The sequence below is a fragment of the Enterobacter sp. RHBSTW-00175 genome (assembly GCF_013927005.1).
In the GTDB taxonomy this organism is placed as follows: Bacteria; Pseudomonadota; Gammaproteobacteria; order Enterobacterales; family Enterobacteriaceae; genus Enterobacter.
The window spans coordinates 4,072,532-4,091,816 of the sequence record NZ_CP055930.1 but is presented as its reverse complement, the minus strand read 5'-3'; the positions used below and the strand labels follow the sequence as shown (position 1 = coordinate 4,091,816).

Below are 19,285 nucleotides of genomic sequence, written 5' to 3'. Positions count from 1 at the left end.
TTAACGACCTGCTGTCCAGTCTGGGGTGGTTAACGCCGTCAGCACATGGTCACGCCATTCACCATCGATAAGCAGATAATCTTTGGCGTAACCTTCTTTCTCAAACCCTAAACGCGCCAGCAAATTTCCGCTGCGTTGGTTATGCGGCATATAGTTCGCCATGATGCGATGAATGTGTTGAGTGCGTTGCATGTAGCGAATTGCCGTGGTCAGCGCTTCAAACATCAACCCCTGACCTTGCCACTTCTGTCCGATGGAATACCCAAGATAACAGGCGTGAAATGACCCACGCACTACATTGGAAAAGTTAGCGATACCAACGATCTCTTTTTCTTCCGGGTCCAGCAGCGCAAAATAGAACGCACTACCTTGCTTGTGAAACTCCGTAATCATACTGAGCCGCGCCTGCCAGCCTGACGGGTAACAATGGCTCTCATCCCGAACGGGTTCCCAGGGTTTTAAAAACTGGCGATTCTCGGCGTAATAATCCGCCAGACGCCAGGCATCACGCTCATGCACCAGACGGACGACAAGCCTGTCCGTTGTCAGGCGCACTTTTGGCACATTACTGCGATAGCCAAACATCGATACCACTCCTTCCCGTCGCTTCTGCTCTACCCATTAGCTTTACTATACCTGCGCCTTTGCCGTCTGTGAAAACAGTGACATACCATTTTGACCTCTTTTCACATTTTTCGATGAGAAGTCTCTATCAAAGCACCCTTTTGATAAAAAAATATTGTCGCTGGCGGGGTGGGAAAAAGCCTGACGACCCCGCAGAATATTAGCGTGCTCACCATCTTCTTTTCCCTGGAGGGGAAATGTCCCGCGTATCACAGGCCAGGAACCTGGGTAAATATTTCCTGTTAGTCGATAACATGCTGGTCGTGCTCGGCTTTTTTGTCGTTTTTCCGCTTATTTCGATTCGCTTTGTCGATCAAATGGGCTGGGCGGCATTAATGGTCGGCATCGCGCTGGGTTTACGCCAGTTTGTCCAGCAGGGGCTGGGCGTATTTGGTGGGGCTATCGCTGACCGTTTTGGTGCCAAGCCAATGATTGTCACCGGGATGTTGTTACGCGCGGCAGGTTTCGCCACCATGGGAATTGCGCATGAACCCTGGTTGCTGTGGTTCTCCTGCTTCCTTTCCGGTATCGGCGGCACCCTCTTCGATCCCCCACGAACGGCACTGGTGGTCAAGCTGATCCGCCCGCGCCAGCGAGGCCGCTTCTTCTCTGTGCTGATGATGCAGGATAGCGCCGGTGCGGTGGTAGGCGCACTGCTGGGAAGCTGGTTGCTGCAATATGATTTTCGTCTGGTGTGTGCCACCGGCGCAGTGCTCTTTATTCTGTGTGCAGCCTTTAACGCATGGCTGCTGCCTGCATGGAAATTATCGACGGTAAAAGCCCCAGTGCGTGAAGGTCTGGGCCGCGTGCTACGTGACAAACGCTTCGTCACTTATGTACTGACCCTGACGGGCTATTACATGCTCGCGGTTCAGGTCATGCTGATGCTGCCCATCATGGTCAACGATATTGCCGGCTCACCCGCGGCCGTCAAATGGATGTATGCCATTGAAGCCAGCCTCTCATTGACGCTGCTTTATCCGATTGCTCGCTGGAGCGAACGCCGGTTTCGTCTTGAGCATCGGCTGATGGCCGGGCTGCTGCTGATGACCCTGAGCATGATGCCGATTGGGCTAGTGAATACCTTGCAGCAGCTCTTTATGCTGATATGCACGTTCTACATCGGTTCGATTATCGCCGAACCGGCGCGTGAAACGCTGAGTGCCTCTCTGGCAGACGCCCGCGCCCGTGGCAGCTATATGGGGTTCAGCCGTCTTGGGCTGGCCTTTGGCGGTGCGCTGGGCTATGCCGGCGGTGGCTGGCTGTTTGATGCGGGCAAAGCGCTGAATCAACCAGAGCTTCCGTGGATGATGCTGGGCGTGGTGGGCTTTATTACACTTCTTGCATTGTGGTGGCAGTTCAGCCAGAAACGCAGTGCGCGCGGGATGCTCGAGCCTGGCGCATAACCTCTCTGTTCGGCGGGAGCGCTCTCCCGCCCTTCTTTATCAGTTTTTTCTGCTGGTTTCTGCCAGATCTCACTGACATACTGACGCATCAGGACAGAAGCGCCGATATTTTTTTGAGGAACGCCATGAAGAAGATCGTCTTTGCCGCAGCATTCGTCGTTAGCGGCCTGCTGGTGGGTTGTAACCAGCTTACGCAATATACCGTCAGTGAGCAGGAGATTAATCAGGCGCTGGAAAAGCATAACAACTTTTCAAAAGACATTGGCGTGCCGGGCCTTGCCGACGCGCATATCGTGCTGAGCAAGCTCACCAGCCAGATTGGGCGTGAAGAGCCGAACAAAGTCACCCTTACCGGTGATGCAGACCTGGACATGAATTCCCTCTTCGGTAGCCAGAAAGCGAATATCAAACTCAAGCTCAAAGCGCTGCCGGTCTTCAATAAAGAGAAAGGGGCCATCTATCTGCAAGAGATGGAAGTGGTGGATGCAGTGGTTTCACCCGATAAGATGAAACCGGTGATCCAGACCCTGATCCCCTACCTCAACCAGTCGCTGAGCAGCTATTTCAACCAGCAGCCAGCCTATGTTCTGAGTGAAGATAAGAGCAAAGGCGAATCACTTGCCAAAAAATATGCAAAAGGGATAGAGGTGAAACCGGGAGAAATCATCATTCCATTCACCGATTAACCCCAGGGGCGCTCAGGCGCCCTTTTTTTTACGGAAATGTGTGCAAACGAAAACGTTTCCGCTTATGATTTGTGTCCGGCAAAAACGGCCATCCCAATGACTGATTCCTGACAAGCCGGAGCTCATCCATGACTGCACAACCCCAGGTTCTTAAAATCCGCCGCCCTGACGACTGGCATATCCATCTGCGTGATGGCGATATGCTGAAAACCGTCGTGCCTTATACCAGCGAAATTTATGGCCGCGCGATTGTTATGCCTAACCTGGTTCCGCCAGTCACCACCGTCGATGCTGCTATCGCGTATCGCCAGCGTATTCTTGATGCCGTCCCTGCGGGCCATGATTTCACCCCGCTGATGACCTGCTATCTGACGGACTCACTCGACCCGAACGAGGTGGAGCGCGGGTTTAACGAAGGGGTGTTCACCGCCGCTAAGCTCTACCCGGCCAATGCGACCACCAACTCCAGCCACGGTGTAACCAGTATCGACGCCATTATGCCGGTGCTGGAAAGAATGCAGAAACTGGGGATGCCGCTGCTGATCCACGGCGAAGTTACCCATGCTGATATTGATATCTTCGACCGTGAGGCCCGTTTTATTGAGACGGTGATGGAGCCGCTGCGTCAGCGTCTGCCTGCACTGAAAGTGGTGTTTGAGCACATCACCACCAAAGATGCCGCCGAATATGTTCGCGACGGCAACGAGCTTATCGCTGCTACCATCACCCCACAGCATCTGATGTTTAACCGTAACCACATGCTGGTAGGCGGTGTTCGTCCGCATCTCTACTGCCTGCCGATCCTCAAGCGTAATATTCACCAGCAGGCACTGCGCGAGCTGGTGGCAAGTGGCTTCGACCGCGCATTCCTGGGCACCGATTCCGCGCCACACGCGCGTCATCGTAAAGAAGCGAGCTGCGGCTGTGCGGGCTGCTTTAACGCGCCAACGGCACTTGCCAGCTACGCAACCGTGTTTGAAGAGATGAACGCGCTGGCGCATTTTGAGGCCTTCTGCTCCCTGAACGGCCCGCGTTTCTATGGCCTGCCGGTCAATGAAACCTTTATCGAACTGGAGCGCACCGCGTACCAGGTAGAAGACGCCATTCCACTGACTGACGACACGCTGATCCCATTCCTGGCGGGTGAAACCGTGCAATGGACAGTTAAACGCTAAAAATATCAATGCCCCTTGTTGTCAAACCCATAATATACCTGTATAAATAAACAGTATATTACACAGGGGGCATTTATGCGTATTGAAGTTACCATCGCCAAAACAACCGTTCTGCCTGCTGGCGCGCTTGATGCGCTTGCCGGTGAATTATCCCGCCGTATTCACAACAGTTTCCCGGAAAACGATGGCGCCGTAACGGTACGTTATGCTGCCGCGAACAATCTGTCCGTTATTGGCGCTGCGAAAGAAGATAAAGATCGCATCAGCGAAATCCTGCAAGAAACGTGGGAAAGTGCCGACGACTGGTTCATCACCGATTAAATCTTGCTCCCTCATTGTGTTTTTTTGCCGGGTCGCCCCGGCTTTTTTTTATCTGCTATCCGGTATTTGGGATAGTTCAAAATAATTGGGTGTCTTCTTTAAAAAACGTGAACAAGATGGTGTTTTATTGTTCGAACAATCCTAAAACACAGAAAAATGTGTTGCCAGCTATTTATTTTTCCCGTCATAACCCTTATTTATTGATATACTGAAGTTGCTTCAGAAAAACATGCATTGAACCTCAAAGTGAATCGCCACGGAAAATCTAGACACTTCCGAGCCGTTGATAATACTGGTTTTCATATTCTGTCGGTGACATCTGATCGCTAGAACCATGCCGACGCTTACTGTTATAAAACATTTCGATGTAATCAAAAATATCGCTGCGGGCTTCTTCCCGCGTTCCGTAGATCTTTTTCTTTATCCGTTCGCGTTTCAACAACTGGAAAAAGCTTTCTGCAACCGCATTATCATGGCAGTTACCGCGACGGCTCATGCTGCCCTCCAGGCCGTGTGATTTCAGGAACGACTGCCACTCATGGCTTGTGTACTGACTGCCCTGATCCGAATGAACCAGCACCTGTTTTTGGGGATTACGCCGCCATACAGCCATCAGCAGTGCGTTCAGGACAATGTCCTTTGTCATCCGGGATTGCATGGACCAGCCGATAATTTTGCGTGAGAACAGATCAACAACAACGGCAAGATACAGCCAGCCTTCGTGGGTCCTGATGTAGGTTATGTCCGTTACCCAACGCTCATCCGGAGCATCCGGATTGAACTGTCGCTGGAGCCTGTTGGGCGACACGATACTGGCCTCGCCTTTACGTGCCCGCGGGCTCCGGTATCCGACCTGAGCCTTTATCCCGACACGTTTCATCAGTCGCCAGACCCGGTTCACTCCGCACTGTTGCCCGCTGTCCCGCAGATCCAGATGGATTTTGCGATAACCATAGACGCATCCCGATTCCAGCCAGAACTGTTTAATCTGTCCTGTCAGTCTCAGGTCTGCCTGATGGCGTTGTGAATGCGGCTGCTGAAGCCAGGCGTAAAAACCACTAGGATGAACATCCAGCACCCGACAGAGCAGGCGAACAGGCCAGCAACAGGAGTTGTCACGGATAAAGGCGTACCTCAGTCGGACAGCTTTGCGAAGTACGCCGCGGCTTTTTTTAATATGTCCCGTTCGTCGGTAACCCGTTTCAGCTCTTTCTGGAGACGGCGGATCTCGGCCTGAGCATCTGACTGTTCTTTATTAGTGGAAGAATCCGGACCGTACTTCTTTATCCAGGCGTAAAGGCTGTGGGTGGTGATATCGAGACGTGTTGCAACGCTGGCAACAGAATAACCGCGATCAACAACCTGTTTGACTGCTTCAGTTTTAAACTCTTCGGGATAACGCTTACCGCTCATGGGCACCTCTCTTTAAGCCATCTTAAATGACTCTGAGGTGTCTGTTAAACCCATGGCGATTCAAAGTCGTTGTCTTCTAGCACGTATTAAGGGGGTTATCATGGAAAAGAATAGTGAAGTCATCCAGACCCATCCTCTCGTTGGTTGGGATATCAGTACCGTAGATAGCTACGATGCTTTGATGCTGCGTTTGCACTACCAGACCCCGAATCAGCCAAACCGTGAAGAAGCGGAAATTGGGCAGACGCTGTGGCTTACCACTGCCGTCGCACGTCAGTTTATTTCTATTTTGGAAGCAGGTATTGCAAAAATAGAATCTGGCGACTACCAGGAAAATGAGTATAAACGGCATTAACCTTATGCCCACATTTCACTCAACAGGCACCCTCGGGGTGCCTTATTTATTTCTCCCTTGTATAACCCTCCGATGTTAATTACTCTGCTACAAAGTGTTGGTTTATGAGATACCTATGAAATACGACTTAATCATTATAGGCAGCGGCTCCGTGGGTTCTGCAGCAGGTTATTATGCAACGCAGGCCGGTCTTAACGTTCTGATGATAGACGCCCATCTTCCTCCGCATTCTGAAGGCAGCCATCACGGTGATACCCGTCTGATTCGTCATGCCTATGGCGAAGGTGAACGCTATGTGCCCCTCGTGCTGCGTGCCCAGACGCTTTGGGATGAACTGGCCACGCTCACCGAAGAGCGCGTCTTTGACCGAACAGGCATTATTAACCTCGGACCTGCCCATTCCGCTTTTCTGGCCACCGTCGAACACAGCGCGCGTGAGTTTAATCTTGATGTTGAGCGTCTTGACGCCGAAGCCATCATGAAACGCTGGCCGGAGATCCGTGTTCCTGATGATTACTTTGGGCTGTTTGAAGCCAATTCCGGCGTGTTGCATTGCGAGACGGCTATCAAAACCTGGATTTCTCTTGCTGAAAAAGCAGGATGCGCTCAACTATTCAACTGCCCGGTAACTGCCATTACCCATCACGAAGAAGGCGTCACCGTCAGCACCCAGGAAGGCGACTACTCTGCCTCTCGTTTGCTTATCAGCGCTGGCACCTGGGTTACAAAACTGCTGCCTGACCTGCCCGTACAGCCAGTGCGTAAAGTCTTCTCCTGGTTTCAGGCGGATGGTCGTTACAGCAGCCAGAATAAGTTCCCGGCCTTCACTGGCGAATTGCCCAATGGCGATCAGTTCTACGGCTTCCCGTCAGAAAAAGACGCGCTCAAGATTGGTAAACACAACGGCGGGCAAGTTATCTCTTCACCAGAAGAGCGTAAACCTTTTGGCGCTTACCCGACCGACGGTTCTGAAGCCTTTACGTTCCTGCGAAATATCCTGCCAGGTATTGGCGGCCTGCTCTACGGTGCAGCCTGCACCTATGACAACACGCCGGATGAAGATTTCATCATCGACACCCTGCCTGGCCATGACAACACGCTGCTCATCACCGGGCTTAGCGGCCACGGGTTTAAATTTGCCTCTGTGCTGGGCGAAATCGCTGCACAATTTGCTCAGGGGATCGCGCCACAGTTTGATCTGAAGCCCTTCTCCCTCTCCCGTTTTAACGGATAATACGCCCTCAGGCTCCGAAGATGCGGAGCCTGTTTTTTATCACTACATCTCTCGGGGTATTATGCGCAAAATCGTTAGCTACCTTATCAATAATATTCGCGAGCATTTAATGTTTTATATTTTATTGTGGTCGCTGCTGGCAATCATCGATTTTATTTATATTGTATTTTACTAAAAACAAACACTGACAATAACTGACATAACTTTATATTAATTTAATTGCACGAACTTACTGAATTACACCACCTCATCACTTTCAAAATCACTGAAATAAATTAAATAAATATCGTCATTCTATTTTTTAAGTTGCAATATCTTTTTACTCAGTCCATTTTTACCGTTCTGTTTATTACGAATGGTAATATTTATGCAACTGCGAAATTCGTCTTCGCGCTACGGCATTATATCCATGTGCTTACACTGGGTATTTGCTCTGGCTATTTATGCCATGTTCGGTCTTGGACTCTGGATGGTGACGCTCAGCTATTATGATGGCTGGTATCATCAGGCACCTGAGTTGCATAAAAGCATTGGCATTCTGCTGATGATGGGGCTCGTTTTCCGCGTGGTGTGGCGACATATTTCTCCACCGCCGCCGGCTCCGCAAAGCCACGGTAAATTCACGCGTCTTAGCGCAAAAGGGGTACATATTGCCCTCTATGCCCTGCTCATCGCCATTTTGGTTAGTGGGTATCTTATCTCCACCGCAGATGGCAAGCCGGTCAGCGTCTTTGGCATTTTTGATGTTCCCGCCACATTGACGGATGCCGGTTCACAGGCCGATATCGCGGGCATTGTTCATCTGTGGCTTGCCTGGAGCATCGTTATCTTTTCAGTCCTTCATGGGCTTGCTGCGCTCAAACACCACTTTATTGATAAAGACGATACGCTGAAGCGAATGCTCGGCCGTTCGTCAGTTGACTCTGGAGCATAAAATGAAAAAACACCTGTTGGGTATCGCGTTAGGTTCGCTGTTATTTACCACCGGTTCTGCGGTGGCCGCTGATTATAAAATTGATAAAGAAGGCCAACATGCTTTCGTCAATTTCCGGATTCAGCATCTTGGTTATAGCTGGTTATATGGCAGTTTTAACGATTTCGATGGCACATTTCGTTTTGATGACAAAAACCCCGCCGCGGATAACGTCAACGTCACCATAAATACCAGCAGCGTGGACACAAACCATGCTGAGCGCGATAAGCATCTGCGCAGTGCCGATTTTCTTAACGTAACCAAATTCCCGCAGGCCACATTCACTTCAACAGAGGTGAAGAAAGCCGGAGATAAACTTGATATTACCGGTAATCTCACACTCAACGGGGTAACAAAACCGGTCACACTTCAGGCAACGTTAATCGGCCAGGGTGATGATCCGTGGTGCGGAAAGCGTGCAGGTTTTGAAGCCACCGGGAAAATTCACCTGAAAGACTTTAATATCACCACGGATTTAGGCCCGGCGTCCCAGGATGTCGAATTGATTATTTCTGTGGAAGGTGTTCAGCAGAAGTCGTAATAATGCAGCCCGGTGAGCCAACACACCACCGGGCTTATTTCTTTACTCCGGGTCAGGAATACCCAGTTTGGTATTCAGGCGACCACGAGATTTATTAAAGATCTTGTTGCCGTTTTCACGGCCAGCGCGACGGCGGCGTTGCTCTTCTTCAGGCAACATGCTCTCTTCACTGCACAGCTCGCTACAACAGTTGTGGTACTTCTCGGCACACGTCGGACACTGGATAAACAACAGATGGCAGCCATCATTTTTGCAGTTCGTGTGTGTATCGCACGGTGTACCGCACTGGTGGCAGTGTGAAATCACATCATCTGAAATCCGCTCGCCCATACGCTCATCAAACACGAAGTTCTTGCCGATAAAGCGCACCGGCAGCCCTTGCTCGCGGGCACGACGGGCATACTCAATGATGCCACCTTCAATGTGCCAGACTTTATTAAACCCGTTGTGTTTCATCCAGGCGCTGGCTTTTTCGCAGCGAATACCGCCGGTGCAGTACATAACGATTTTTTTATCTTTATGTTCCTGCATCATTTCAACGGCTTTCGGCAGCTGTTCACGGAAGGTATCCGCCGGGATTTCAAGTGCGTTTTCGAAATGACCCACTTCGTATTCGTAGTGGTTACGCATATCGATGAACACTGCATCCGGGTCGTCCAGCATCGCATTCACTTCGGCCGCTTTGAGGTATTCCCCCACATCGCCCGCATTAAAACTCGGGTCGTCGATACCGTCGGCAACAATACGTTCGCGGACTTTCATACGCAGCACCCAGAACGATTTACCGTCATCGTCCAGCGCAACATTCAGACGCAGATCGTTCAGCGCAGGGTCAAACGCGTAGAGGAAATCACGGAACGCATTTACTTTGCTTTCAGGGATGCTGATCTGCGCATTAATACCTTCACGTGCCAAATAGACGCGTCCGAACACATTCAGCGCAGTGAATGCCTGGTAAAGTGCATCGCGGGTCGCTTGTGGATCGTTGATGGTGAAATATTTGTAGAATGAGATTGTCGTGCGCGGTTCGGTTTCAGCCAACATACGCTCTTTTAACATCTCATTCGATACGCGGTTGTGTAACACTGGCATGGTGTACAAGTCCTGCAATCGTTAAGAGTAAGAAAAATCGGTCGGCATCATATAGCAAACAATGACAATTTACATCCACACAATTTACGCTACATTTCACTCAGCCCGAATTATTGCATGTAACATTTGCTGTATTAACGCTCGATTCGATGACGGACATTTTGGTTAAGCCTTAAAAAATGAGACAATAAGACCTTCAGGACGTAAGAAAACAGGACAGACATGACCCAGTTACCGAAATTTACTGCCGACCTTTTGCATCCCCGTTATTGGTTAACCTGGCTTGGTATTGGCTTTTTGTGGCTGCTTGTACAACTCCCTTATCCGGTTATTTTCCGTCTGGGTAAAGGATTGGGTCGTATCGCGCTAATGTTCATGAAGCGTCGCGCCAGAATTGCTTACCGCAATCTGGAACTCTGCTTTCCGCAAATGAGCGAATCAGAACGTCATGATATGGTCGCCAAAAATTTTGAGTCTGTGGGCATGGGGCTAATGGAAACCGGTATGGCATGGTTCTGGCCTGACAAACGCATGGCACGCTGGACTGAGGTAACCGGAACAGGCATGGAGCCAGTGCATTCTCTTCAGGAGAATCAGACCGGGGTTCTGTTAATTGGTGTGCACTTTCTGACGCTGGAAATCGGCGCGCGTATGTTCGGAATGCAGGCACCAGGTATTGGTGTTTATCGCCCGAATGACAACCCGGTAATCGATTTAGTGCAGACCAATGGCCGGATGCGCTCAAACAAAAGCATGATCGACCGTAAGGATCTGAAAGGGATGATCCGTGCACTCAAGTCAGGTGAAGTTGTCTGGTATGCCCCGGACCATGATTACGGCCCGCAGGCCAGCGTGTTTGTCCCCTTTTTTGCGGTCGATGAAGCCGCCACAACAACCGGCACCTGGATGCTGGCGCGGATGTCCAAAGCCGCTATCGTTCCCTTTGTTCCGCGCCGTAAACCCGATGGTTCAGGCTATCAGTTAATCATGCTGAAACCGGAAATGACACCGCCGCTGGACGATGCCGAAACCACGGCCAAATGGATGAACGGCGTTGTTGAACAATGCATTATGCTGGCGCCGGAGCAATACATGTGGTTGCATCGCCGCTTCAAGACCCGCCCGGAAGGTGTTCCCTCCCGTTATTAATCCTGTGCGGCCGCAGTGGCCGCATTTTGTTTTAGCTTTAAAAGCTCCTGACATTGCAGCAATCATAACCCAGGCGCATAATTAGCAGGCTTATTACCTCTACTTTATCGTGCGCTGCACCTCGTTATGCGGATTGTTATGTCACCCTCAGATGCCCCCATAAACTGGAAACGTAACCTCACGGTTGCATGGCTTGGCTGTTTTCTCACTGGTGCAGCATTCAGCCTTGTGATGCCTTTCCTCCCTCTCTATGTCGAACAGCTTGGCGTGACAGGCCACAGCGCGCTGAATATGTGGTCAGGACTGGTGTTCAGTATCACCTTCCTGTTCTCGGCGATTGCCTCACCGTTCTGGGGTGGGCTTGCCGACCGTAAAGGGCGAAAAATCATGCTGCTGCGTTCCGCGCTTGGCATGTCCATTATTATGGTGCTGATGGGAATGGCGCAGAACGTCTGGCAGTTCCTGATTTTACGCGCACTGCTGGGTCTGCTGGGCGGGTTTGTGCCCAACGCTAACGCGCTTATCGCCACGCAAATTCCCCGTCATAAAAGCGGCTGGGCACTGGGGACGCTTTCAACAGGTGCGGTGAGCGGTGCGCTACTGGGGCCACTTGCTGGCGGGTTACTGGCAGATAATTACGGGTTGCGACCGGTCTTTTTCATTACCGCCAGCGTGTTGTTCCTCTGTTTTATCGTCACCTTGCTCTGTATCCGGGAAAAATTTACCCCGATTGCCAAAAAAGAGATGCTCCACGCAAGGGACGTTCTGGCTTCGCTGAAAAATCCGAAACTGGTATTAAGCCTGTTTGTCACCACCATGATAATCCAGGTCGCCACGGGTTCTATTGCCCCGATTCTGACGCTCTACGTGCGTGATCTCGCGGGTAATGTGAATAATATTGCCTTTATCAGCGGGCTTATTGCGTCTGTGCCCGGGGTTGCCGCGCTGCTGAGTGCGCCGCGTCTGGGAAGACTGGGCGACAAAATTGGCCCGGAGAAAATCCTGATTTGCGCGCTGGTCATCTCGGTATTGTTGCTCATCCCGATGTCGATGGTGCAATCCCCGTGGCAGCTGGGCCTGCTCCGTTTCCTGCTGGGCGCCGCAGATGGCGCACTTCTTCCCGCGGTTCAGACCCTGCTGGTTTATAACTCCACCAACCAGATTGCCGGGCGTATTTTTAGCTATAACCAGTCGTTCCGTGACATCGGCAATGTCACCGGGCCGCTCGTCGGCGCAGGGGTTTCTGCAAGTTTTGGTTTTCGCGCCGTATTTATCGTGACAGCAGGTGTAGTCCTGTTTAACGCCATCTATTCCTGGTTCAGTTTATCGAGAGCATTACGCCCTGCTCCCGACAAGCCAGGTGAACAAAATAGCCCTGCCCGCGAATAAGACGAAGGCGTGACGGCATATTTTCGTATTCATACTTGCAGGATCTGATAATCAGCTATTCTTTCCCTGAATACCTTCTCGAAAACAGGGAGAAACTGATGACCATGTACGCCACGCTGGAAGAAGCTATTGATGCCGCTCGCGAAGAGTTCCTCGCCGATAATCCCGGTATTGAGGAAGATGACGCTGACGTGCAACAACTCAATATTCAAAAATATGTCCTTCAGGACGGGGATATTATGTGGCAGGCCGAATTCTTCGTTGATGACGGTGATGAAGGGGAATGTTTGCCGATATTGAGTGGTGAAGCGGCGCAGGCCGTCTTCGACGGTGACTATGACGAAATAGAACTGCGTCAGGAATGGCTTGAAGAAAACACCCTGCACGAGTGGGATGAGGGCGAGTTCCAGCTCGAACCTCCGCTGGATACCGAAGAGGGGCAAACCGCAGCAGATGAGTGGGACGAGCGTTAAGCGTCGTTTTATTCGTAAGGGCCGTGGTGCGCGTCAATCGGTAACAGCAACGTATCAAACACCAGAGAGAACGGTAAATCGAGCACGGTCAGATAGCGCCAGGCTGAATCGCGAACATCCCATTTCACTCCCGGGTAATACTGATTCCCGTGGCCTTGCCCTGGAATGGTGCGGCTGATAATACTGCCGCAGCCGCTAAGCAGCATCGCCATCATGGCCACAATGACTATTTTCATTCATTACCTCATAAAAAAATACCGGCCTCTCAGCCGGTATTTTATTTGCCGGGTAGCGCACAGCGATCCCGGTCTGGTTTAAAACTTACTTCGCCTTCAGCGCCAGCGGATTAAGCTTCAGCGTGTTGTAGTAACTGACCCAGGAAGAATATTTCTCCGGGGCAGACCACACACGATAGTGAAGCCGGGACATGGTGACCGGATCGCTCAACAGGACCAGACGGCGGTCGCGGTTCAGTTTTTCCGGTGTCTCGTTCAGCGCCTGCTCAACGTGGCGATCGCGGGCAATTTCCAGCACCTGACTTGCACGGTGACGGGCAGTTGCCATTGCGGTTGCCAGGGCGTTGAATGACGGGTTAAACACCGCGTGCATAAAGCCATCATCCAGCGAGCGTTTACGGTTCATCTCCAGGAAACGGTCAGTGTCCACCAGCACCTGCGGCGGTGAATACTCTTCCGGGATCAGGAACAGTTTCCAGCGTTTGGTACGCAAACCCACCGTTGAACGGCTAGACACCACAGACACAAATGGTGACAGGATCAGCGAGAAGACAATCGGTGCCAGCCAGAACAGGAAACGCAGATCCAGCCATGCCATACCCACTGCCCACACCAACCCTAACAGCAGCTGTGAACCATGACGCATAAAGGCTTCACTCCACGGAGTTGAGTCATCGTCACGCTGTGGAGAGTTCCAGACCACTTCCCAGCCCAGGAACGCGCTGACCACAAACACGGTATGGAACAGCATACGAACCGGTGCCAGCAGCACAGAGAACAGCACTTCGAGCAGCAACGAAACCGTCACGCGGAAGAAACCGCCATACTCTTTCGACCCTTTGCACCAGATCAGAATGATGCTGAGCAACTTCGGCAGGAACAGCAGAACCATGGTTGAGGCGAACAGCATAATCGCCAGCTCAGGACGCCACTGCGGCCACACCGGGAACAGCTGGCGCGGCTGCAGGAAGTATTGCGGTTCTGTCAGAGCGTGCACTACCTGCAAAGCAGTAGAAAGCGCCAGGAACATAAACCACAGCGGAGCTGACAGATAGGACATGACGCCGGTCAGGAATACCGCACGGTGAACCGGGTGCATCCCTTTGACCAGGAACAGGCGGAAGTTCATCAGGTTACCGTGGCACCAGCGACGGTCACGCTTGAGTTCATCCAGCAGGTTCGGCGGCAGTTCTTCGTATGAGCCCGGCAGATCGTAGGCAATCCACACGCCCCATCCTGCACGACGCATCAGCGCGGCTTCCACGAAGTCATGCGACAGGATAGATCCCGCGAACGACCCTTCACCCGGCAGCGGCGCAAGCGCACAGTGCTCAATGAACGGTTTCACGCGGATAATCGCGTTATGCCCCCAGTAGTGGGATTCACCCAACTGCCAGAAGTGCAGACCCGCCGTGAACAGCGGCCCGTAAACACGCGTTGCGAACTGCTGACAGCGCGCATAAAGCGTATCCATACCGGATGCTTTTGGCGAAGACTGAATAATACCGGCGTTCGGGTTGGCTTCCATCAGACGCACCAGGCCGGTCAGACACTCACCCGTCATCACGGAGTCAGCATCCAGTACCACCATGTAGCTGTACTGATTACCCCAGCGGCGGCAGAAGTCATCGATGTTACCGCTTTTACGCTTCACGCGACGGCGGCGGCGACGATAGAAAATCTGACCTTCGCCCTGCACTTCTGCAATCAGCTCCATCCAGGCTTTTTGTTCTGCCACGCAGATATCCGGGTTGTAGCTGTCGCTCAGGATATACACGTCGAAATGCTCTGCGTTACCGGTCGCCTTTACGGACTCCCAGGTGGCGCGCAGACCCGCGAATACGCGATCAACGTCTTCGTTACAGATAGGCATAATAAGCGCTGTACGGTGCTCAGGATTTAGGGGTTCATCCCCGACCGTCGACGCAGAAATGCTGTATTTGTCCCGTCCCATCAGCAGTTGCAGGAAGCCCATCAGCGCCGTCCAGAAACCGGCGGACACCCAACAGAACAGCACGGCAAACAGAAGAAGGATGCCACTTTGCAGGATATACGGCAGCAGCTGCATAAAGGAGACCCACAGATCCTGCCCTGTCATATCCGCAGGGTTGATCAGCGCCCAACCCTGATAAGGCAGGATGGTCTTCATGTACCAGGTGGCCACAACCGTCTGTGCCAGCGTCAGCACCAGCAGAATGTAACGACGAATTGTCCCGACAGTACGCCATTTTTGCTCGGCTGCTTGCTGCTCTTTCGTCAGACGAGAGAGATAGCGTGGCGCAACTTCACGCCCACGCAGACGATCCCAGAAGCGGCCCACCGGGTTGGTGCGCCACGGGTCCGGGAACATAGAGGAACGCGTTGCTTTCGGCATTGCCTGAAGCTGATCGCGGCCTTCATCGTCTTTAACCAGCTGCCCTTCTGCCAGCGAGTCCGGCCATGCTTGCTCCAGACGCGCCTTCACTGACCCCAGCGGCGTATCATCATCACGGGTAAACTGATGATGTTCACCATCCAGCGCGGTTTGCACCGCGCGGATGTCGCTCTTAGGCAGTGCCGCTTTTTCAATATCGCTCAGCGGCATGGCATCAATATATTCAGTTATATTATTCATTAGCAGGTAGCTGATAGCTCCAGGTTTCGCTCAGCGGCTGATCGTCACTGACCAGCGCAGCGCGCATTTCAGTCGTCTGTTTCGGATCTTTCACTTTCACGCGCAGGGTTAAACGCCACCCTTTCGTTACTGGGTTGTAACGTACGGTGTTTTCGACAATTTCACCGTTATCACCAATGCTTGCCTGTGCAGTCACTGCCGTGTCAGGGGACAGTTTCTTCATATCCTGGCCGGCAAAGTCGACAACAAACGCGAGCGTGCCGTCAGGCTGACGGATAAGGTTAGACTGCTTCACATCACCAGTAGAGCGACGTGTCTGCATGACATAAGCGTTATCCGGTGCATGCAGTTTGTCTTCATCACGGCTGAAGGTAATGGTGTACTTGAAGTTCATCTCTTTACCGGATTCCGGGAGTTGATCCGGCGTCCAGTAAGCGACGATGTTGTCGTTGGTTTCATCGTTGGTTGGAATCTCAACCAGCTCAACCTTCCCTTTACCCCAGTCACCTTTCGGCGTTACCCACGCACTAGGACGCTGATCGTAACGATCGTCCAGGTCTTCAAAGCGTGAGAACTGACGACCACGCTGCAACAGACCAAAGCCCTGCGGGTTTTCCATAGCGAAGCTACTGACCGCCAGATGTTTCGGGTTGTTCAGCGGACGCCAGATCCACTCACCGTTACCGGCATGAATAGAAAGACCGTTGGAGTCGTGCAGTTCCGGGCGGAAGTTGGTCGCAGGAGACGGCTGGTTCGGCCCAAACAGGAACATGCTGGTTAATGGTGCAACGCCCAGTTTGCCCACTTTATCGCGCAGATAGACCTTAGACTGCACGTCAACAACCGTGTCACGCCCTGGCATAATCACAAAACGATATGCGCCTGTCGCACGTGGGGAATCCAGCAGTGCATAGATGGTCAGACGCTTATCCGCAGGTTTCGGACGTTCAATCCAGAATTCGCGGAAGCGTGGGAACTCTTCACCTGATGGCAGCGCGGTATCGATCGCCAGACCACGAGCAGATAGCCCGTACACCTGGCCCGCACCAATGACGCGGAAATAGCTGGCGCCAAGCATACTGACGATTTCGTCGTTTTTATCTTTGCTGTTGATTGGGTAAAGCACTTTGAAGCCGGCAAAGCCAAGGTCTTTAACCGTGTCTTTGTCGTGCTGCACATCACCAAAATTGAAGTAATCCGGGTTGTACTTGATTTTACGCACCGAGCTTGCCGTCACTTCGTTGATGGCAACAGGCGTATCGAAGTACATGCCCTGGTGGTAAAACTCAAGCTTGAACGGGGTCTTAATATTGCTCCAGTACGCTTTGTCGTGATTGAACTGGATCTGCTGATAGTCCGCATATTTCATATCGCGGAAAACGGAGGGCAGGTTACTTTTCGGCGCTTCGTAGCTCTTGCCAGCCATCGATTTTGCCTGTTTTGCGACATCATCGATGTTAAAGGACCAGGCCGATGAGGTATACAGGGACAACAATACTGCTGCACCTAACCAACGCATTTTCATCATTTGTGGTTTATGTTTCATAATAAGTAAGCACTTCCCCCTTTGTGTGCTTATATCGATCCGATCCATTTTAATGGAAACTTAGGCAATCCGACAACATAATCACCGCTTTGTTCAGCTCGCTGGCTCAGGGATTAAGCAAGTGGAAGAACCTACATTTCACTTTGCGTGCTTATCCTGGAGACAGGGTGTCGGTCTTGGTGTAGGGTTGGCCTCGAATGTTACCATTATGAGTCTTAGGGATAAGGCGAAAAGTCTGAGAATGCACAAAGTTATATGAGCACTACTATACCTGTACAACGTGAATATTTCCTCGACTCGATCCGGGCATGGCTGATGCTATTGGGGATCCCCTTTCACATTTCATTGATTTACTCAAGCCACACCTGGCACGTTAACAGTCTGGAGCCCTCCTGGTGGCTCACCCTGTTTAATGACTTTATCCACGCCTTTCGGATGCAGGTGTTTTTTGTCATTTCCGGTTATTTTTCCTACATGCTGTTTTTGCGTTATCCGATTAAACGCTGGTGGAAGGTGCGTGTCGAGCGCGTGGGTATTCCAATGCTCACGGCAATTCCACTGCTGACGCTACCGCAGTTCATCATGTTGCAGTATGTCAAAGGTAAGGCAGATGGCTGGCAAAATCTGTCGCTGTATGAAAAGTACAACACCCTGGTGTGGGAACTGGTATCCCATCTCTGGTTCCTGCTGGTTCTGGTCGTGCTGACGACAATCAGCGTGCTGATTTTTAGCCGTTTGCGTCACCGCCTGAGCAATAAAGCCGGCACGTTCTTCGCCAGCATTACGCTCGGCAAACTGTCGCTGCTCTTTTTATTTCTGGGCATCGCGTATGCCGCGGTAAGGCGTACCCTCTTTATTGTCTATCCGCCTATTCTCAGCGACGGCCTGTTCAACTTTGTGGTCATGCAAAGCCTGTTCTATATTCCCTTCTTTATGATTGGGGCGCTGGCGTTTGTTTACCCAAAGCTGAAAGCCCTCTTTACCACCCCTTCCCCGTGGTGCGCTATTGGCGCGGCAGTGGCTTTTATCGCCTATCTGCTGAACCAGCGTTACGGCAGTGGTGATGCGTGGATGTATGAAACGGAAAGCGTGATCACCATGCTGCTGGGCCTGTGGATGGTCAATGTGGTGTTTGCCTTAGGCCACCGTCTGCTGAATTTCAAATCCACCCGGGTGACCTATTTCGTCAACGCCTCATTATTCATTTACCTGGTGCATCATCCGTTGACGCTGTTCTTCGGGGCATACATCACCCCGCACATTGCCTCAAATACCCTGGGCTTCTTCACCGGGCTGGTGTTTGTGATTGGGCTGGCACTGGTGATGTACGAAATTCATCTGCGGATCCCACTGCTGCGCTTCCTGTTCTCGGGTAAACCGCAAACTAAAGCATAAATAATTAGCGGCGCCTTCAGGGCGCCGCTGCTGTATTCAGACATCAAACTCCTGCCCGCGCTGGGTCAGAAGCCGCTGGTACAGGTGGGCCGTGTCTTCATCAAAACAGACAAAGAACACCTGTTCGGGCATCGGTTTCAGGGAAAGGTAGCGATAGACCGTATCCACCGCAATCGCCGCCGCCGCGGCTTTGGGATAGCCATACACCCCTGTACTGATTGCCGGGAAAGCTATGGTCTTATAGCCATTATCGGCCGCCAGGCGCAGGCAGTTGCGATACGCATCTTCCAGGATCCGCGCCTCATGATGTTCCCCCCCATGCCATACCGGCCCTACGGTATGAATCACCGCTTTGGCAGGCAGATTCCCCGCCAGCGTGATGACGGCGTGGCCAGGAGGGCACTCTCCTTGCTGCTGGCGCACTACTTTGCACGCCTCAAGTAATTGTGGGCCCGCAGCACGGTGGATAGCACCGTCCACACCGCCCCCGCCCATGAGTGATGGATTAGCAGCATTGACTATCACGTCAACATGCAATGTCGTGATATCACCGTGGATAACCTCTATTTGCGGTTTCATAAACACCCTCTGCGACCCGCCTTTTTATTAAGTGTACCGCACAGAGGTTGGGGAGAAAAAACTATTGCGGGAAAACCTCTCCCG

At 51.9% G+C, this 19,285-nt stretch carries 20 protein-coding genes; 13 read left to right on the top strand and 7 right to left on the bottom strand.

The genetic code is table 11. The features are described 5' to 3' along the window. Entirely contained in the window at nt 1-585 is a 585-nt protein-coding gene (gene rimJ / locus HV107_RS19525; RefSeq protein ID WP_182060443.1) for a ribosomal protein S5-alanine N-acetyltransferase, read from the bottom strand. A gap of 236 nt (nt 586-821) precedes the next feature. On the opposite strand from rimJ, the gene mdtH reads away from it, so the two are divergent. From mdtH to dinI, 4 genes are all read left to right on the top strand, one after another. Then, complete coding sequence (gene mdtH, locus HV107_RS19520; protein WP_182060442.1) at nt 822-2,030, top strand: multidrug efflux MFS transporter MdtH; 1,209 nt, start codon at nt 822-824, stop codon at nt 2,028-2,030. A 125-nt stretch (nt 2,031-2,155) separates the two neighbouring features. Continuing rightward, nucleotides 2,156-2,716: a lipoprotein gene (locus tag HV107_RS19515; protein WP_182060441.1), complete on the top strand. Its 561-nt coding sequence runs from the start codon at nt 2,156-2,158 to the stop codon at nt 2,714-2,716. A 128-nt stretch (nt 2,717-2,844) separates the two neighbouring features. Next, the gene (gene pyrC, locus HV107_RS19510) at nt 2,845-3,891 is read left to right on the top strand and encodes a dihydroorotase (protein ID WP_182060440.1); all 1,047 of its coding nucleotides are present in this window, start codon (nt 2,845-2,847) and stop codon (nt 3,889-3,891) included. Between the two features lie 75 nt (nt 3,892-3,966). After that, nucleotides 3,967-4,212 (top strand): DNA damage-inducible protein I, encoded by a 246-nt coding sequence (gene dinI, locus HV107_RS19505; RefSeq protein ID WP_182060439.1) that lies wholly within the window; start codon nt 3,967-3,969, stop codon nt 4,210-4,212. 265 nt (nt 4,213-4,477) lie between these two features. Here the strand turns inward: dinI and HV107_RS19500 are convergent. Then, nucleotides 4,478-5,625, bottom strand: a protein-coding gene (locus HV107_RS19500; RefSeq protein WP_172747731.1) for an IS3 family transposase whose coding sequence is annotated in 2 segments (ribosomal slippage) — nt 4,478-5,388 and nt 5,388-5,625 — 1,149 coding nt in all. Because the reading frame shifts where the segments join, the coding sequence is not laid out codon by codon here. A gap of 100 nt (nt 5,626-5,725) precedes the next feature. Between HV107_RS19500 and bssS the strand changes: the two genes are divergently transcribed. The 5 genes from bssS (at nt 5,726) to HV107_RS19475 (ending at nt 8,728) form a co-directional block, all read left to right on the top strand. Continuing rightward, nucleotides 5,726-5,980 (top strand): biofilm formation regulator BssS, encoded by a 255-nt coding sequence (gene bssS / locus HV107_RS19495; RefSeq protein WP_014069756.1) that lies wholly within the window; start codon nt 5,726-5,728, stop codon nt 5,978-5,980. A 115-nt stretch (nt 5,981-6,095) separates the two neighbouring features. Then, on the top strand, nt 6,096-7,214 hold the full coding sequence (gene solA, locus HV107_RS19490) for an N-methyl-L-tryptophan oxidase (RefSeq protein WP_182060438.1): 1,119 nt from the start codon (nt 6,096-6,098) through the stop codon (nt 7,212-7,214). 61 nt (nt 7,215-7,275) lie between these two features. Next, nucleotides 7,276-7,389, top strand: a complete 114-nt coding sequence (locus HV107_RS19485; RefSeq protein ID WP_182060437.1) for a DUF2770 family protein — start codon at nt 7,276-7,278, stop codon at nt 7,387-7,389. 192 nt (nt 7,390-7,581) lie between these two features. Then, on the top strand, nt 7,582-8,148 hold the full coding sequence (locus tag HV107_RS19480) for a cytochrome b (RefSeq protein ID WP_182060436.1): 567 nt from the start codon (nt 7,582-7,584) through the stop codon (nt 8,146-8,148). A 1-nt stretch (nt 8,149) separates the two neighbouring features. Further along, nucleotides 8,150-8,728 carry a YceI family protein gene (locus tag HV107_RS19475; RefSeq protein ID WP_182060435.1) on the top strand — a complete coding sequence of 193 codons (579 nt, stop codon included), beginning with the start codon at nt 8,150-8,152 and terminating at the stop codon, nt 8,726-8,728. A 42-nt stretch (nt 8,729-8,770) separates the two neighbouring features. Here HV107_RS19475 and HV107_RS19470 read toward each other — a convergent pair whose 3' ends face one another. Next, the gene (locus HV107_RS19470; RefSeq protein ID WP_182060434.1) at nt 8,771-9,820 is read right to left on the bottom strand and encodes a rhodanese-related sulfurtransferase; all 1,050 of its coding nucleotides are present in this window, start codon (nt 9,818-9,820) and stop codon (nt 8,771-8,773) included. A gap of 222 nt (nt 9,821-10,042) precedes the next feature. Between HV107_RS19470 and HV107_RS19465 the strand changes: the two genes are divergently transcribed. From HV107_RS19465 to HV107_RS19455, 3 genes are all read left to right on the top strand, one after another. After that, on the top strand, nt 10,043-10,969 hold the full coding sequence (locus HV107_RS19465) for a Kdo(2)-lipid IV(A) acyltransferase (protein WP_182060433.1): 927 nt from the start codon (nt 10,043-10,045) through the stop codon (nt 10,967-10,969). A 138-nt stretch (nt 10,970-11,107) separates the two neighbouring features. Continuing rightward, nucleotides 11,108-12,358, top strand: a complete 1,251-nt coding sequence (gene mdtG / locus HV107_RS19460) for a multidrug efflux MFS transporter MdtG (RefSeq protein ID WP_182060432.1) — start codon at nt 11,108-11,110, stop codon at nt 12,356-12,358. Nucleotides 12,359-12,456: 98 nt separating this feature from the next. Next, nucleotides 12,457-12,831 (top strand): MysB family protein, encoded by a 375-nt coding sequence (locus HV107_RS19455; protein ID WP_182060431.1) that lies wholly within the window; start codon nt 12,457-12,459, stop codon nt 12,829-12,831. A gap of 8 nt (nt 12,832-12,839) precedes the next feature. Here the strand turns inward: HV107_RS19455 and HV107_RS19450 are convergent, their stop codons facing one another. The 3 genes from HV107_RS19450 to mdoG form a co-directional block, all read right to left on the bottom strand. Further along, nucleotides 12,840-13,067 carry a YceK/YidQ family lipoprotein gene (locus HV107_RS19450; RefSeq protein WP_182060430.1) on the bottom strand — a complete coding sequence of 76 codons (228 nt, stop codon included), beginning with the start codon at nt 13,065-13,067 and terminating at the stop codon, nt 12,840-12,842. 85 nt (nt 13,068-13,152) lie between these two features. Further along, nucleotides 13,153-15,681, bottom strand: a complete 2,529-nt coding sequence (mdoH, locus tag HV107_RS19445; protein WP_182060429.1) for a glucans biosynthesis glucosyltransferase MdoH — start codon at nt 15,679-15,681, stop codon at nt 13,153-13,155. Continuing rightward, a complete protein-coding gene (gene mdoG / locus HV107_RS19440; protein ID WP_182060428.1) occupies nt 15,674-17,227 on the bottom strand; it encodes a glucans biosynthesis protein MdoG in 1,554 nt (517 codons plus the stop codon). Before mdoG ends, mdoH begins: the two co-directional genes overlap by 8 nt. Nucleotides 17,228-17,482: 255 nt before the next feature. Here mdoG and mdoC point away from each other — a divergent pair, with 255 nt between their 5' ends. Next, nucleotides 17,483-18,622, top strand: a complete 1,140-nt coding sequence (gene mdoC / locus HV107_RS19435) for a glucans biosynthesis protein MdoC (protein WP_182060427.1) — start codon at nt 17,483-17,485, stop codon at nt 18,620-18,622. A 36-nt stretch (nt 18,623-18,658) separates the two neighbouring features. Here mdoC and ymdB read toward each other — a convergent pair whose 3' ends face one another. Further along, nucleotides 18,659-19,201: an O-acetyl-ADP-ribose deacetylase gene (ymdB, locus tag HV107_RS19430; RefSeq protein WP_182060426.1), complete on the bottom strand. Its 543-nt coding sequence runs from the start codon at nt 19,199-19,201 to the stop codon at nt 18,659-18,661. Between the last annotated feature and the right edge of the window lie 84 nt (nt 19,202-19,285).

Excerpts from the sequence above, each read along its gene's own strand:
- mdtG (WP_182060432.1), top strand. The coding sequence starts at position 11,108 with ATGTCACCCTCAGATGCCCCCATAAACTGGAAACGTAACCTCACGGTT.
- HV107_RS19455 (WP_182060431.1), top strand. The coding sequence starts at position 12,457 with ATGACCATGTACGCCACGCTGGAAGAAGCTATTGATGCCGCTCGCGAA.
- HV107_RS19470 (WP_182060434.1), bottom strand. The coding sequence starts at position 9,820 with ATGCCAGTGTTACACAACCGCGTATCGAATGAGATGTTAAAAGAGCGT.
- HV107_RS19475 (WP_182060435.1), top strand. The coding sequence starts at position 8,150 with ATGAAAAAACACCTGTTGGGTATCGCGTTAGGTTCGCTGTTATTTACC.
- HV107_RS19465 (WP_182060433.1), top strand. The coding sequence starts at position 10,043 with ATGACCCAGTTACCGAAATTTACTGCCGACCTTTTGCATCCCCGTTAT.
- mdoC (WP_182060427.1), top strand. The coding sequence starts at position 17,483 with ATGAGCACTACTATACCTGTACAACGTGAATATTTCCTCGACTCGATC.
- mdtH (WP_182060442.1), top strand. The coding sequence starts at position 822 with ATGTCCCGCGTATCACAGGCCAGGAACCTGGGTAAATATTTCCTGTTA.
- bssS (WP_014069756.1), top strand. The coding sequence starts at position 5,726 with ATGGAAAAGAATAGTGAAGTCATCCAGACCCATCCTCTCGTTGGTTGG.
- mdoG (WP_182060428.1), bottom strand. The coding sequence starts at position 17,227 with ATGAAACATAAACCACAAATGATGAAAATGCGTTGGTTAGGTGCAGCA.
- HV107_RS19450 (WP_182060430.1), bottom strand. The coding sequence starts at position 13,067 with ATGAAAATAGTCATTGTGGCCATGATGGCGATGCTGCTTAGCGGCTGC.
- mdoH (WP_182060429.1), bottom strand. The coding sequence starts at position 15,681 with ATGAATAATATAACTGAATATATTGATGCCATGCCGCTGAGCGATATT.
- pyrC (WP_182060440.1), top strand. The coding sequence starts at position 2,845 with ATGACTGCACAACCCCAGGTTCTTAAAATCCGCCGCCCTGACGACTGG.
- dinI (WP_182060439.1), top strand. The coding sequence starts at position 3,967 with ATGCGTATTGAAGTTACCATCGCCAAAACAACCGTTCTGCCTGCTGGC.
- HV107_RS19480 (WP_182060436.1), top strand. The coding sequence starts at position 7,582 with ATGCAACTGCGAAATTCGTCTTCGCGCTACGGCATTATATCCATGTGC.
- ymdB (WP_182060426.1), bottom strand. The coding sequence starts at position 19,201 with ATGAAACCGCAAATAGAGGTTATCCACGGTGATATCACGACATTGCAT.
- HV107_RS19515 (WP_182060441.1), top strand. The coding sequence starts at position 2,156 with ATGAAGAAGATCGTCTTTGCCGCAGCATTCGTCGTTAGCGGCCTGCTG.
- rimJ (WP_182060443.1), bottom strand. The coding sequence starts at position 585 with ATGTTTGGCTATCGCAGTAATGTGCCAAAAGTGCGCCTGACAACGGAC.
- solA (WP_182060438.1), top strand. The coding sequence starts at position 6,096 with ATGAAATACGACTTAATCATTATAGGCAGCGGCTCCGTGGGTTCTGCA.
- HV107_RS19485 (WP_182060437.1), top strand. The coding sequence starts at position 7,276 with ATGCGCAAAATCGTTAGCTACCTTATCAATAATATTCGCGAGCATTTA.